The 13,387-nt window shown below is 71.1% G+C and carries 13 protein-coding genes; 7 read left to right on the top strand and 6 right to left on the bottom strand.

Annotated features, from left to right (window positions below; all coding sequences use genetic code 11):
• Window positions 1-118: 118 nt before the first annotated feature.
• Together ACYVF7_RS09835 and ACYVF7_RS09830 are read right to left on the bottom strand one after the other, a co-directional pair.
• Window positions 119-784 carry an HAD family hydrolase gene (locus tag ACYVF7_RS09835; RefSeq protein ID WP_460338078.1) on the bottom strand — a complete coding sequence of 222 codons (666 nt, stop codon included), beginning with the start codon at window positions 782-784 and terminating at the stop codon, window positions 119-121.
• Window positions 781-2,073: a sensor histidine kinase gene (locus ACYVF7_RS09830; RefSeq protein WP_460338076.1), complete on the bottom strand. Its 1,293-nt coding sequence runs from the start codon at window positions 2,071-2,073 to the stop codon at window positions 781-783. The genes ACYVF7_RS09835 and ACYVF7_RS09830 overlap by 4 nt, the downstream gene beginning before the upstream one ends.
• A gap of 613 nt (window positions 2,074-2,686) precedes the next feature.
• Here ACYVF7_RS09830 and ACYVF7_RS09825 point away from each other — a divergent pair.
• Together ACYVF7_RS09825 and ACYVF7_RS09820 are read left to right on the top strand one after the other, a co-directional pair.
• Window positions 2,687-2,836 carry a hypothetical protein gene (locus ACYVF7_RS09825; RefSeq protein ID WP_345437644.1) on the top strand — a complete coding sequence of 50 codons (150 nt, stop codon included), beginning with the start codon at window positions 2,687-2,689 and terminating at the stop codon, window positions 2,834-2,836.
• Between the two features lie 157 nt (window positions 2,837-2,993).
• Window positions 2,994-4,145 (top strand): CaiB/BaiF CoA transferase family protein, encoded by a 1,152-nt coding sequence (locus ACYVF7_RS09820; RefSeq protein ID WP_460338074.1) that lies wholly within the window; start codon window positions 2,994-2,996, stop codon window positions 4,143-4,145.
• Window positions 4,146-4,156: 11 nt separating this feature from the next.
• Here ACYVF7_RS09820 and ACYVF7_RS09815 read toward each other — a convergent pair whose 3' ends face one another.
• Both ACYVF7_RS09815 and ACYVF7_RS09810 read right to left on the bottom strand, forming a co-directional pair.
• The gene (locus ACYVF7_RS09815; protein WP_460338072.1) at window positions 4,157-5,398 is read right to left on the bottom strand and encodes a serine hydrolase domain-containing protein; all 1,242 of its coding nucleotides are present in this window, start codon (window positions 5,396-5,398) and stop codon (window positions 4,157-4,159) included.
• 23 nt (window positions 5,399-5,421) lie between these two features.
• On the bottom strand, window positions 5,422-6,009 hold the full coding sequence (locus ACYVF7_RS09810; RefSeq protein WP_460338070.1) for a hypothetical protein: 588 nt from the start codon (window positions 6,007-6,009) through the stop codon (window positions 5,422-5,424).
• A 170-nt stretch (window positions 6,010-6,179) separates the two neighbouring features.
• On the opposite strand from ACYVF7_RS09810, the gene ACYVF7_RS09805 reads away from it, so the two are divergent.
• The 5 genes from ACYVF7_RS09805 to ACYVF7_RS09785 all read left to right on the top strand — a co-directional run bounded on the left by ACYVF7_RS09805 (window position 6,180) and on the right by ACYVF7_RS09785 (window position 10,569).
• Window positions 6,180-7,331 (top strand): cytochrome P450, encoded by a 1,152-nt coding sequence (locus ACYVF7_RS09805; protein ID WP_460338068.1) that lies wholly within the window; start codon window positions 6,180-6,182, stop codon window positions 7,329-7,331.
• A gap of 108 nt (window positions 7,332-7,439) precedes the next feature.
• Window positions 7,440-8,111 (top strand): response regulator, encoded by a 672-nt coding sequence (locus ACYVF7_RS09800; protein WP_460338066.1) that lies wholly within the window; start codon window positions 7,440-7,442, stop codon window positions 8,109-8,111.
• Window positions 8,112-8,279: 168 nt separating this feature from the next.
• Window positions 8,280-8,978 carry a sensor histidine kinase gene (locus tag ACYVF7_RS09795; RefSeq protein ID WP_460338064.1) on the top strand — a complete coding sequence of 233 codons (699 nt, stop codon included), beginning with the start codon at window positions 8,280-8,282 and terminating at the stop codon, window positions 8,976-8,978.
• A complete protein-coding gene (locus ACYVF7_RS09790) occupies window positions 8,975-9,622 on the top strand; it encodes a response regulator (protein ID WP_460338062.1) in 648 nt (215 codons plus the stop codon). Before ACYVF7_RS09795 ends, ACYVF7_RS09790 begins: the two co-directional genes overlap by 4 nt.
• 170 nt (window positions 9,623-9,792) lie before the next feature.
• A complete protein-coding gene (locus tag ACYVF7_RS09785) occupies window positions 9,793-10,569 on the top strand; it encodes a DeoR/GlpR family DNA-binding transcription regulator (protein ID WP_460338061.1) in 777 nt (258 codons plus the stop codon).
• Window positions 10,570-10,668: 99 nt separating this feature from the next.
• On the opposite strand, the gene ACYVF7_RS09780 is transcribed toward ACYVF7_RS09785, so the two are convergent.
• Complete coding sequence (locus ACYVF7_RS09780) at window positions 10,669-11,469, bottom strand: DUF427 domain-containing protein (protein WP_460338059.1); 801 nt, start codon at window positions 11,467-11,469, stop codon at window positions 10,669-10,671.
• A gap of 137 nt (window positions 11,470-11,606) precedes the next feature.
• Window positions 11,607-13,172 carry a cellulose binding domain-containing protein gene (locus tag ACYVF7_RS09775; protein WP_460338058.1) on the bottom strand — a complete coding sequence of 522 codons (1,566 nt, stop codon included), beginning with the start codon at window positions 13,170-13,172 and terminating at the stop codon, window positions 11,607-11,609.
• Between the last annotated feature and the right edge of the window lie 215 nt (window positions 13,173-13,387).

The raw sequence follows: 13,387 nt of genomic DNA, 5'->3' as shown, positions 1-13,387 counted from the left end.
ACCCGATCCGACCCGGCCGACCCGACCCGATCCGGCCGACCTGACCCGACCCGACCCGACCGACGCGATCCGGCCGACGCGATCCGATCCGCCGACCCGACCGACGCGACCGGGTGGGTCAGGAGCGGGCGTTCAGCGTGGCCGCGAGGCGTTCGGCGGTGAGATCCTCCAGGTCCCCGGCGACGTACGTGGCGAGGGCGAGGGCGTCCGGGGCGGGCGGGTAACGGGGATGGGGCACGGCGATCACGCGCATCCCGGCGGCGTACGCGGACCGCAGGCCGTTGCTGGAGTCCTCCACGGCGGCGCAACCGGCCGGGTCCACGCCGAGCCGCTCCGCGGCCAGGAGATAGCCGTCGGGCTCCGGCTTGCCGCGGGCCACCTCCTCCGTCGACACGGTCGCCGTGAACGACGCCGTCAGCCCCGTACGGTCGAGGACGACGTCGATCAGCACCCGCGGCGAGGAACTGGCCAGTCCGAGGGGCCAGCGGGCCGCGAGCCGGCGTACCGCGTCGACCGCCCCGGGCATCAGCGGGACGCCGCCGTCCTCGTACCGGCGGGCCATGTGCGCCACGACGCCCCGGGCGACCTCGTCGGCTGGGAGCCGGACGCCGAGTTCGCCGCTCAGGTACGCGGCCCACTCGGACGTGCTCATGCCCATCAGCCGCTGCTGGGTGTCGGGCTGCCACTGCCCGCCGTTGTCGGCGACGAACGCCCGCCGTACCTCTTCCCACACCGGCTCGGAGTCGACGAGCACCCCATCGAGATCGAAGACCACAGCACTCATGGGGATAACTCTGTCAGCAGCGGAAGGGTGAGCACGAAGCAGGCACCTTTGTCGCAGTCGCCGAGGATGAGGGTGCCGCCGTGCGCGCTGGCGATCTCCCGGGAGATCGCCAGCCCGAGCCCGCTGCCGGCCGGATCGCGCTCCCGGGCCTCGGGCAGCCGGGTGAACCGATCAAAGATCCGTTCCCGGTCGGCCGGGGCGATCTGCTTGCCGTCGTTGCAGACCTCGAGGACGGCCTCGCCGTTCCCCCGCCGTACGGTGACGGTGACCTCCGACTCGGCGTGCCGGGCGGCGTTGTCCAGCAGGTTGGTGAGCACGCGGCTGACGTCCAGCCGGTTCGCTCGGGCCACCACTCCGGGCTCGGCGATCACCTTCGCGGTGATCCGCCGGGGAACGCGACGCACTTCGCGCTCGGCCAGGTCGCCGAGGTCGACGGGGCCGTTGCGGCTCGGCAGGCCCGCGTCGCGGCGGGCCAGCGCGAGCAGTTCGGTGACGATGTTCTGCAGGCGTTCGGTGTTCTGCAGCGTTCTGGCGAGCGCCTCCCGCAGGTCGGTGCCCTCCGGGTCGAGCAGCGCGATCTCCAGTTCGGCGCGCAGGCCGGCGATCGGGCTGCGCAGGTCGTGGGAGACGTCGGAGACCAGGCGACGCTGCTGTTCCACGGCCGCCTCCAGCCGGTCGAGGGTCGCGTTGACGGCCATCGCCAGCCAGTAGAACTCGTCCCGGCGGGGCGGCAGCGACACCCGGCGTCTCAGATCGGCCACGTTGATCGCGTCGAGTTCGTCGCGCAGCGCCTCGACCGGCCGCAACCGCCGTCCGGCGGCCCACCACCGCCAGACGCCTCCCGCTCCGATGCTGACCGGGATGCCGAGCGCCAGCAGGACGGCCAGGCCGGGGCGCGGGAAGAGTCCCGGCTCCGGAGCGATCGCGTGGATCGTGAGCGCCTGCCCGGGGCCGGGCACCCGCTGGGAGACGACCATGAGGCAGTGCCGCGGGTCGACGCACACGCGCTGCTCGATGCGCCCCCCGTCGGCGGGCCGCCGGGCGTGCAGCGCGGGCAGCCCGGAGACACTCCTCGTGGCGGCGACGACCTGACCTTGGTCGTTCTGGACCTGGACCAGCTGATGGCCACCGGTGATGACCGGGTTCGTGAGCTGCCCGGCGCGGGCGAGCGCCGCGATCTGCCGGCTGGTGAACGTCAGGTCGGTCGTGAGACCGCTCACCACCCGGTACTGGATGAGAGCCAGCAGCCCGATGTAGACCAGCACGGCGACGACCCCCGTCACCGTCATCGCGATGACGGTGGCGCGCTGCCGAATCGTCTGGTCTCTGTGTCGCACTGGCTGTTCCCCCGGACACGGCACCCCCTGAGCCATGCCACAGCACCCGATCAACTACCCAACGGGGGGCTCCCTATGCATTCCGTCACCTCCGGGTGTACGTCGGCGGGGTATGCGTGTGGCGAGCGTCACGCCGGAGAAGCGGCGCTCCGGGGCGTGCGCTCTCCCCCGGGTGAACACCTCATGTCTTCCACGGGAGGACCGGCGCGACGAGAGAATCGTCGGCGCGTGGTCACCTGGCCGTACGGCTTCCTCCCTGGTCGCCGCGAGGACGACCCGGCCGATGGGAGAGGCCCCGCGGAGGCATGCCCGGTACGTCCGATTCGTTGAATGGAACGCGGCAAAAGGTCCGGGCTTCCCGTCGTCCTGACGTACGTATGTGTGTCAGAGTTGACACGCGACAGAACACAGGGAAGCGGTGATACTCAACTGGAGGAGACGTACGGCCGCGAGGGCGGTCGCCCACCGGGGCGGCCCGGCCGGTGGAACGACTGGACACGAATGACTGCCGTCCGCGCCACAGATGGGCGACAATAGCGGCGTTCGATGGGAGGCGGGAGCGCCAATGAAGAAGTACCTGACCTGGGCACTTATAGCCTTTGTCATCTTCTACCTGCTGAATTCCCCCAATGGCGCAGCCCACGTGGTGCACAACGCACTCGGCGGGCTGATGTCGGCGGGCAACTCCTTGTCGAGGTTCGTCAACGCACTGTGATCTCTGCCGGCGCGAGGCCCTCTCGCGCCACGTCCCCTTTGGTCCCCCATCGTCGTCGCGGTCCGGGCTTCGTTCCACGCCCGGACCCGGAGGTCGCCGCGCGGCGCTCTAGAACCAGGTTCTAGAGTGAGCCGCAGCGTCGACCTGAGAGGTGATCATGGGACCACTGCACGGAGTTCGCGTCATCGAGATCGCGAGCCTGGCACCTGCGCCGTTCGCCTGCATGGTGCTGTCCGATCTGGGTGCCGACGTGCTCCGCGTCGACCGTCCGTCCAGTGTTGCCGGCGCGGCGACGCTCGTCGGCGGTGAGGCGACCGCGGATCCGCTGAGCCGTGGCCGCCGTTCCATCGGCCTGAACCTCAAGGACCCGGCCGGCGTCGACGTGCTCCTGCGTCTCCTCGAGTCGGCCGACGTCCTCGTCGAGGGCTTCCGCCCCGGCGTCACCGAACGCCTCGGCTTCGGCCCCGACACCTGCCTCGAACGCAACCCTCGCCTGGTGTACGGCCGGATGACCGGCTGGGGCCAGGAGGGCCCCATGGCCATGATGGCCGGGCATGACATCAACTACATCGCCATCGCGGGCGCGCTCGACCCGATCGGCCACGCCGGCGAGCGGCCCGTCCCACCGCTCAACCTCATCGGCGACTTCGGCGGGGGCGGGATGCTCCTCGCGCTCGGTGTCCTCGCCGCACTGTACGAGCGGTCGCGGTCCGGCCGGGGACAGGTCGTCGACGCCGCCATGGTCGACGGCGCCTCCCTGCTGACCTCGTTCATCCACGGCATGCGCGGCCAGGGACTCTGGCGCGACGAACGCGGCGCGAACCTCCTCGACGGCGGCGCGCCGTTCTACGACACGTACGAGACGGCCGACGGCCGGTACGTGAGCGTCGGCGCCCTCGAGCCCCAGTTCTACGCCGCCCTGCTGCGCGGGCTCGGCCTGGAGGGCGAGGACCTGCCCGCCCAGCTCGACCAGGAGCGCTGGCCCGAGCTGCGCGCCCGCTTCACGGAGATCTTCAAGCAGCGCACCCGTGACGAGTGGACCGCGATCTTCGACGGCACCGACGCCTGCGTCGCGCCGGTCCTCGGCCTCGGCGAGGCGCCCGCCCACCCGCACAACCAGGCCCGCGCCGGCTTCGTGGAGCTCGGCGGGCTGCCCCAGCCGGCCCCGGCACCGCGCTTCAGCCGCACCGAGGCGGAGACGCCGCGCCCGCCCGTACGGCCCGGCGAGCACACCGACGCCGCCCTGGCCGATCTCGGCCTCACCGCCGAGGAGATCGCCGCCCTCCGCGCCACCGGCACCGTCGCCTGACCGCCCTCTCCTCAGAGGGGGTGGCGGCGGAGGACGCGGTCGCCGAGGCGGAGCCAGGTGACCTCGCCGTCGGCGCGGACGAAGCGGACGGGCATGCCGCCCTCGTCGCGGCCCTCGTCGGGGCCGGTGAAGCGGATCCGGCCCGTCTCGTCGCCGGACAGGACGACGCCGTCGCCGATCCCGTCGACCCGAACGTCCTCCGTGCCGTCGGTGTAGACGCCGAGATGGTCACGGACGTCGGGCGCCTGGACGTATTCCGCCGGTTCGTCCCGGGCCGGGAGCCCGAGCGTTTCCTCGGTGATCTTCGCGAGGGCGGCCCCGGCGGCCTCGGAGTTGGCGAGGATCACGAGCGCGCGCCCGCTGTCGGGGAGGATCGTCAGGCGCGCCGTGTAGCCCACGGTCTGGCCGGGGTGCCCGACCGTCCGTCTCCCTCCGGGCAGGTCGCGGATCCACCAGCCGGTGCCGACGTGCTCGCCCGGCCGGGAGGCGCCGGCGAGGGGCTCCCACATGCCGTGCGGCTCGGCCAGCATGTGGCGGCAGAACGCGATGAGGTCGCGGGCGCTGGTGAGGAGACCCCCGGCGCCGTTGCGGGCCCGCGACCGGCCCCACGGCCGTACGACCCGAGGCGGATCGCCCCGGTGGCCGAGCGCGATCGGGTACGTGACCGCCTCGTCGGTGAAGAAGGTGGAACGCTCCATCCCCGCCGGGTCGAACACCAGCCGGCGCGCGGCGTACTCGTACGGCTCCCCGGCCACGACCTCGACGATCCGCGCGAGGACGATGAAGCCAGAGTTGCTGTACCCGTGGAAGCCGCGCAGGGGGAAGATCTGGGGCGCGGTCGCCAGGTCGGCGACCGCGCGGGCCAGCGCGCCGGCGTCGAGTTCGTCGGCGGGACGGTGCGCGGCCCCGTCCGGCGCCCAGCCCGACCGGTGGGTCAGCAGGTCCCGTACGGTGACCTGCTCGCCGGCCGCCGGATCGGCGACCCGGAAGTCCGGGAGGTGGTCGCGCACGAGGGTGTCCGGGCCGACGCCGAGACGAGTGAGCGCGGTGGCGGTGATCAGTTTGCTGATGGAGGCGACACGGAAGAGCGTGTCCGCGGTGACCGGGACCGGGTCCTCGACGCTGCGGACGCCGTACGTGCCGTAGCTCTCCTCGCCGTCGTCGAGGGAACCGACGCAGACGCCGGGTGCGGCCGGGACTCCGGTCGGCGAGGCCGACCCGTCCGGCAGCGGGAGCGTCTCAGCGAAGTCCATGTCGCCTCCATCGGGGGCACTCGTCAGGCGGACTTCCACACATAGCCGACCGGGCCGTCCGAGTGCCAGCCCTTCCTGACGAGCGCCTTGGACTCGGCCTTGGTGACGACGCGCCACTGGTTGTTCCTGGCGACGCGCCAGAGCAGCACCTTCTTGGCCGGGCTCTTGGAGGCGTAGCCCAGGACGCCCTCGTACACGAACCTGCCGGAGCGCACCAGCTTGTCGCGCTCCTTGGTGGAGATGGTGACGATGTAGGAGGAGAACGGCGTGAACCGCAGCCGGTACAGCGTGACCGAGCCCTTGAACGGCTTGCGGTACACGTAGCCCAAATTGTGCTTGATCTGCGTGAACTTGTACTTCTTTACGGCGTTGACCGCTTCTGTCGGGTTGGCCGTGTAGAAGTAGCCCTTCCCGCCCGTCGTGCGGAACTCGTAGAGCTTGAGCCGCCCGTGGGCGGCGGCGTCCAGCCCGGCCGCCGGGGCGGCGGCCTGGACGGGCTGGTGGTTCCCCGCGGCGCGGGCCGTGGAGGAAGGCTGCGAGGACCCGCAGGCCGCGAGCGTCATTCCGGCCGCCGCGAGAGCGATGGACGCGCCGACTGCGCGAGCGAACATTGTCACCTCAAAGGAATCGGGAGTAACGAACGGAACATTCGACGAAAGGGTCACACAAGTCGTTCCGTATCGCTTGACGTTTCAACTCTCACGAAAATCGGCCTATCGCTTGCTTGGTTCGCTCGCTACTCTGGCGAGAGCGGTGTCCCCTCTCGCGGAGGAGAAGCGGCGTGGAGATCGATCTACTCGACGGGGAGATGTACGCCGGCGACCCTTCGGGGGTCTACGCGTGGCTGCGGCGGGAGGCACCCGTCTACCACGACGCGGCCAACGGCCTCTGGGGCGTCTCCCGGCACGCCGACATCCGCGACATCGAACGCGACCCGCGCCTGTGGACCAGCTCCGGCGGCTACCGCCCGCAGATCGCCGCCGACCCCTCCATGATCGGCACCGACGATCCCGAGCACGCCCGGCGGCGTCGCGTGGTGTACCGGCGGTTCACCCCGCGCGGCGTCGCCCACTACGCGGACCGGATCCGGGCGACGGCGGTCGAGCTGATCGATACCGCGCTCGCCGCCGGAACGGTCGACGCGGTGCCGGCCCTGGCCGCGCCGCTGCCGGCCCGGATGATCGGCTGGCTGCTGGGCTTCCCCGAGGACGCGTGGCCGAAGCTCGTGCACTGGTCGGCGACCGCGGTGGTCGCCGGCGGCGGGCGACGATACGTCACGGAGGAGGCCGCGATCGCGGCCGGCGAGTACGGCGAGGTCGTGGTCGGCATGGCGCAGGACCGGCGTTCGTGCCCGGCCGACGACCTGCTGTCGGTGTGGTGCGCCTCGGAGGAGTACGACGACGACCGCCTGGCGCACGAGGCCCTGCTCCTGCTCATCGGTGGAGCCGAGACGACCCGGACCGTGATCGCCACGGCGATCGACGCGCTGATCCGCCACCCGGACCAGTGGCAGCTGTTGCGCCGGCACCCCGTCCTGCTGTCCGACGCGATCGAGGAGTTCGTCCGCTGGACGACTCCGGTGCTCAACATGTGCCGCGTCTCCTCCCGGGAGGCGACGGTCGCGGGCGTCACCGTGCCGGCGGGTTCCCAGGTGCTCCTCATGTACGGGTCCGCGAACCGGGACGAGGCGGTCTTCACCCGGCCCGAGGTGTTCGACGTGACCCGCGAGCCCGGCGGCCACATCGCCTTCGGGCTGGGCTCCCACTTCTGCCTCGGCGCGGCCCTCGCCCGGCTCGAGCTGCGGATCTTCTTCGAGGAGTTCCTGGCGCGGGTCGCCTCCGCCGCCTGGGCCGACGCCGAGGGGCCGCGCATCCTCCCCAACGCCTTCGTCCGCGGCGTGATGGAGTTCCCGGTCACCCTGAAGGGCTTCTAGGGCGTGGCCGGTGGATCTCCGTCCGGCTGCGTTCCTAGTCCGATTACATCGGGCCGTCTCCGTCAAATGCGGGATCTGTGACGGCTCTGGTTCGGCCATCCTCGAGCCATGAGGTCCATCCGTGTCCTCATCGTCGATGATCACGCGCTGTTCGCCGAGGCGCTCGCGGCCCGGCTGGCCGCGGAACCCGACCTTGAGGTGCTGCCCGTCGCGGGCGACGTCCGGCGTGCCTCCGCGCTGGTCGCCACCGAGGCTCCCGACGTCGTCGTGCTCGACTTCGTTCTCGGCGAGGAGAGCGGGCTCGACATGCTCGACCTCCTGCGCCGCCGCCACCCGCCCGTACGCGTCGTGATCCTCAGCGCGATCACCGACCTGGCCCCCATGGTGACCGCGCTGCGGCACGGCGCGGTCGCCTGGGTGCCGAAGACGGAGAGCGCCGACCTCGTCGCGCGGGTGGTGCGCGGTGCGGCGGGTCGGGGCGGCTGGATCCCGCCGGACGTCCTCGGCGACGTGCTCCGCCGGTTACTCACCACGAACGAGGCGACCGAAGGCGTCCTGGCCCGGCTCACGCCCCGCGAACGCGACGTTTTACAGGGCATGGTGGACGGGCTGAACCGGACGTGGATCGCGGACCGGCTCGGCCTGTCGGCCAACACGGTGCGCACCCACACGCAGAATCTGCTGGCCAAGCTCGGTGCGCATTCGACGGTGGAGGCCATCACGATCGCCATGCGCGCCGGGGTCACCCCCGCCGATCCGCACGACGGGTCGCCGCCCTGACGCACGTATGCGCTGAGACGCCCGGATTACAAGCACGGTTCACGCACAGTGACGCCATGACCACCTGTGGCCAGGTCCGGTCTGGTTGCGGCCACTCACCTGGACACCCGCGTCTTACAGGGTGACCGTCGATACGGTCGTCCACATACTTTGAGACGGGGGTCTTAAATGATCAGTGCGCAGGCTCGATCGTCGCCGCCGAACCCATCCGCGCTCGTCGGCTGCGTCACGAACCCCGAATCGCCGGCCCGCGACCCCGAGACCGGCGACCCGACGCTCTGGCGCCGCCGGATCCGCCACGACATCCGCCACGAACTCGGCACGATCATCATGCTCGCGTCCGCCGTCGCGGTCTCCGACGACATCGGCCCCGCCAGCCGGGAACGCGTCGAGGCGCTGCTCGGTGAGACGCGCTGGCTCGACCACCTGCTACGGCAGCTCGACGCCGAAGAGGAGGGGCAGGTGCCGGTCGGCCCGGAGCGGGTCCGGGTGGACCGGCTCGTCGGCGAGATCGCCGCCGGCCTGCGGCTGTCCTCGCCGCGCCGCGTCGGGTTCGCCGGCGGCCCGGCCTGGGCGCACATCGATCCGCTCGCGCTGTGGCGCGCCGTACGCAACGTCCTGGACAACGCCCACCGGATCGCCCGGGAACGCGTCGAGGTCCTCGTGGGCGTCGAGTCGGGCTGGGCATTCGTCCAGGTCGACGACGACGGCCCGGGATTCGGTGCCGGGACGAGCGGCCTGGCCTCGCTCGGGTTGGGCATCGTGAACGACCTGATCTCCGAGTACGGAGGCATGATCGAGATGCGGGGCTGCGAGCTCGGCGGGGCGCGAGTGCGGATCCTGCTGCCCGCTGCGGACCGTCCATGAGGGTTCTCATCTGCGACGACCACGCCGTGTTCGCCGACTCGCTCGCCGTCGTGCTGCGCGAGAAGGGGCACGCCGTGGTCGGCGTGGTCTACTCCCCCGACGCCGTCCTGCGGCTGCTGCCGGAGGTACGCGCCGACGTGTGCCTGATCGACCTGCAGTTCCCCACCGGCTCGGTGCTGAGCACCCTGCCGACGCTGGTCGCGGCCGCGCCGCAGACCCGGTTCGTGGTGCTGACCGGTTCGGCGGACCCCGGGACGGTCGAGGCGGCCCTGGCCGCCGGGGTACGCGGCGTCGCCCACAAGGGGCAGCAGGCCGGCGAGATCGCCGACCTGCTGACCCGGGTGCACGCCGGCGAGGTGGTCGTCGACCCGGAGACGGCCGGGCTCCCGTCCCGCGCCCGCACCGAGGCGCAGCGGCTCGCCGACTACCTCACGCCCCGCGAACGCGAGGTGCTGACCCGCCTCGTCCGCGGCGAGAACACCGCCGGCCTCGCCCGCAGCATGAAGATCACCCGCAGTACCGCCCGCAGCCACGTGCAGAGCGTCCTGACCAAGCTCGGGGTCCACTCCCAGCGAGAGGCCGTCATCGTCGCCGCGCGGAACGGCCTGGTCAGCGTCAGCACCGGCGAGTGGCTCCTGCCCTGACCCCGCCGTACGCCCGCACTTCGGGGGAACACTCCCTTCACTCCCGCAACATGTTCATTCGTGCGCGGTCGGGGCGATGTACGATCATTAAAGCTCAGGCACGGCAAGTGGTCTAATCGTTGACCTGCACCCTGCCTACCGCACTGAGCAACTTGCGGAGGGAGGCGCGGGTGAGCAGATACGAGCGCTGGAACGACCTGCTGTCGCTCCTGGCGAGCCGGGGGCGTCTCAGCGTCGAGGAGGCGGCCGCCGAGCTGACCGTCTCGACCGCGACCATCCGCCGCGACTTCGACCAGCTCGCGCAGCAGCAGATGCTGACCCGCACCCGAGGCGGCGCGGTCGCGCACACGGTCACCTACGACCTGCCGCTGCGCTACAAGAGCGCACGCCGCGCCTCGGAGAAACAGCGCATCGCGGCGGCCGCCGCCGAGCTCGTACAGCCCGGCGCGGTCATCGGCGTCAACGGCGGCACGACCACGACCGAGCTGGCGCGCGCCCTCGCCACACGAGCCGACCTGCACGCCGAGAACGGCTCACCCGCCATCACGATCGTGACCAACGCGCTCAACATCGCCAACGAGCTCGTCGTACGCCCGCACGTGAAGATCGTCCTGACCGGCGGGGTCGCGCTGCCGCAGTCGTACGAGCTGGTCGGCCCGCTCGCCAACGGCGTGTTCGACCAGGTCACGCTGGACATCGCTTTCCTGGGCGTGAGCGGCCTCGACGTCGAACGCGGCGCCACCTGCCACAACGAGGACGAGGCGAGCATCAACCGGCAGATGGCGATACGCGCGGAGCGGGTCGTCGTCGCGGCGGACAGCTCCAAACTCGGCGAGCGCGCCTTCGCCAAGATCTGCGGCGTCGGCGAGATCGACATCCTCGTCACGGACGCGAGCGCCGACACCCATTCCTTCGAAGAGGCCGGCGTCAAGGTCGTCCACGCCTGACCGGCCCGTACGGACCTGCCCCATCACGGAGCGTCCGCCGGGAACGGCTAGGCGGCGGTCAGAACCCAGCGCGATCGGCGGCCGGGAACGCCCGGAGGGTCAGGACCAGCGGGATCGTGGGCGTTCCTGGGGCTCGCCGTCGATCTCCAGGTCGACCTTCTCGTTGAAGAAGCACACCAGGTCCCGGACGCGCTCGGCCTCGTGCAGCGGCTCCTCGTACGTCCAGGCGACGTCCTCGCCGCCGTACGACCGGTAGCCCGCCCGTCCCTTGTAGGCGCACCAGGTCTCGGTACCGGACGGCTCGAGCAGGTCGAGGCGTACGTCCTCGCGGGGCAGGTAGTAGCGGACCGGCAGGCCGGTCTCGAACAGCACCGTCGGCCGGTCGGACTCGGCGAGCACGGTGCCGTCCACGCTCACCCGGACGCGCCGGGTGCTCCGGAGCACGTCGATGCGGCTGTACGGGTCGTGCGGATGGGCGAAGACCTGCTCGTCCTCTTCGTACCAGGCGTCCATGGCGTCCCAGTAGAACGCGACGAAGCCCTCCAGCCAGGGCGCGATCGGATCCGGGTAGCCCCATACGGCGTTCTCGGCCGTACGGCCGCCGGCGGAGAGCGTCCAGTACGAGGCCTGGCCCTTCACCGGGCAGTGGGTCGTGTGGTCGGTCGGTTTCAGCAGGTCCATCCGCACGTCGGCGACCGGGAAGTAGTAGACGGGCAGGAGCCCGGTCTCGAAGAGCAGGTGGACGCCGGTGCTGTCGGCGATCGTCTCACCGCCGAACTCCACGCGGACGCGCTTCGGCGTCGGTTCGAAGTAGAGCAGGTGACGCGGGGCGGCGACGTCCCCGTTGAACACTCCGGCGGGCCTTCCGGACAGCGGGGCTCCAGGCAACGTGAGGCTCATAACCACGAGAACCTCTGCTCCGGGCGAGGAATTCCGGGTGCGGGAGAGCCGGAGAGGATCGTACGGGGGCTGCCGGGATGCCGCCGCGCGGGCGGGGCGGTCGCAGAGGACCGCTCCCGCCCGCGCGGGTGACCGGGTCAGGAGTACTGCGCCACGATCTTCGTGTAGTCCCACGGCTGCTGTGAGACGCCGCTGCAGGCGTCGGAGCCGGTGCCGCTGCCGCAGGGGCGGTCGCGGTTGACGGACCAGAAGGTGAACCGGCTCAGGCCGTGCTGCTGGGCGTACGACCGCATCGTCTGGAAGTCCGCGGTCGTCACCGTCTCACTCTGGTCGGTGTTGCCGTTCATCGACGAGATGCCCTGCATGGCGTACAGCTGGGCGTCCGTCTTGCCGGGGTAGTTCTGCTTCAGGACGCTGTGCAGGCCCTCGGACGCCTGGATCGACAGCTGCCCCATGTTCCCCGAGCCGCCGCCGAAGTCGAACGGCATGATCGTGAAGGTGTCGACGGGGACGCCGAGCGCTGCCGCCTGCTGCACGAGGCGCGTGCCCCACCAGTTCGGGCCGCTCGTCGTCGTGCCGAAGGTGAGGATGACCTTCACGCCGGAGTTGTTCTGCTTGATGATCTTCAGGGCCTGCAGGACGCGGTCCTGGTTGGCCTCGCTCTCGAACTCGGTGCTCTCGATGTCGATGTCGATCGCCTTGAGCGAATAGGCGTTGATGACCTTCTGGTAGGCGCCGGCCAGGTCCTGCGCGGTCGAGCAGTGCTCGCCCAGCTTGTTGCCGCTCCAGCCGCCGAAGGAGGGGATGACGTCACCGCCGGCGGCGCGGATCTGCTGGATCTTCGTGGCGTCGTCGCCCGTCAGTGACCGGGTGCCGTCCCAGGCGGGGTTGCAGCCGCCGTCGGACAGGACGAACGCGAGGGTGAACCACTTGACGCCGGTCGCGGACATGACCGTCGTCGGGTCGGGCGGGCTGCCCCAGCCGAAGTAGAGGTACGGCGCCGCCGCCATCGCCCCCGGCGTGCCACCGCCGCCGCCCTGCTGGGTGGTCGCGGTCACCGAGCCGCTCTTGCCGGACTCGTTGCCCGCGGCGTCGTACGCGCTGACCTGGTAGGTGTGCGTGCTGTTCGCGGCGAGCCCGCCGACGGTGGCGCTGGTCGAGGAGACGTTCGCGACGACCGACGAGCCCTCGTAGACCTTGTAGCCGGCGACGCCGACGTTGTCGGTCGAGGCGGTCCACGACAGGGAGATCGAACTGGACGTCGTGCCGGTCGCCTGCAGGCCGGTCGGCGTCGACGGGGCGGTGGTGTCACCCGATCCGCCGCCGCCCGTACAGGGTTGGCCGTTCAGTTTGCAGTTGGCGGGCACGGCGGACGACGGCGAGCCGATGAAGCCGAAGCTCACCGAGCCGCCCGTGGGGACCTGGGCGTTGTAGTCGCGGTTGGTGAACGTGTAGTGGGAACCGCTCTGGGTCATGAGCGCGTCCCAGTACGAGCCGACCGAGCCACCGGAAGGCAGGTCGAACTCCACCTTCCAGCCGTTCAGCGCCGAATCGCCGGCGGTGATCGTGTACTTGGCCTCGTAGCCGGTGCCCCAGTCGGACGACTTGGCGAAGGCGGCGGTCGGTGCGGCTGCTGCGTGCGCGGCGGCCGGGACCAACAGGGCCGCCAGGAGACAGAGGAGGGTCAGGATGGTACGTCTCACGGTCGCTCCTGGTGTGGCGGGAAAACCTGGAGGGCGGGCCGAGCCGACCGGTTCGGACCGCGGGGGACCCCGAGCACTTACAGGAAAGTTTCCTATAAGTAGTGAGGTGAGGTTAACCCTCTCGCCCTCACCCGTCAACGGACCTTCGTGCTCCCGTCACCCGGCCGACGGCCGGAACCGGACCTTGGTGTGGAGGACGCGCGCGGGATACGGTC

It is taken from the genome of Actinoallomurus acanthiterrae (genome assembly GCF_054775715.1).
The sequence above is the reverse complement of the archived record's forward strand: the minus strand, read 5'-3'. Positions and strand labels throughout refer to the sequence as shown.